This is a genomic window from Pseudomonas sp. P867, assembly GCF_019891455.1.
Taxonomy (GTDB): domain Bacteria; phylum Pseudomonadota; class Gammaproteobacteria; order Pseudomonadales; family Pseudomonadaceae; genus Aquipseudomonas; species Aquipseudomonas synxantha_A.
Genome location: NZ_JAFLXB010000043.1, coordinates 1 through 517, shown reverse-complemented (window position 1 = coordinate 517; position 517 = coordinate 1). Strand labels below are relative to the sequence as shown.

Sequence of the window (517 nt, the reverse complement as noted above, 5' to 3'; positions counted from 1 at the left end):
CGGCTTCCTGGTCAAGCAGGCCGAAGAGCCGTGGTTCCAGACTGAATGGGCTTTCGCCGAAAAAGCCGGCAAGGAGCATGGCTTCACCGTGATCAAGATCGCCGTGCCCGACGGCGAGAAAACCCTCTCGGCCATCGACAGCCTCGCCGCCAACGGTGCCAAGGGCTTTGTGATCTGCCCACCGGACGTGTCCCTGGGCCCGGCCATTGTCGCCAAGGCCAAGGTCAATGGCCTGAAAGTCATGGCCGTGGATGACCGCTTTGTCGATGCCAAGGGCAACTTCATGGAAGACGTGCCGTACCTGGGCATGGCCGCGTTTGAAGTGGGCCAGAAACAAGGGGCCGCCATGGCCGCCGAAGCGAAAAAACGCGGCTGGGACTGGAAGGACACCTATGCGGTGATCAATACCTTCAACGAGCTCGATACCGGTAAAAAGCGCACTGACGGCTCGATCAAGTCCCTGGAAGAAGCCGGCATCCCCAAGGATCACATCCTCACCGCTGCCCTCAAGACTCTT

The 517-nt window shown here is 60.2% G+C and carries 1 protein-coding gene; it reads left to right on the top strand.

The genetic code is table 11. The features are described from left to right. Positions 1-517, top strand: a 517-nt coding sequence (locus J1G33_RS28125; protein ID WP_223019173.1) for a substrate-binding domain-containing protein, incomplete at both ends; no start/stop codon positions are given.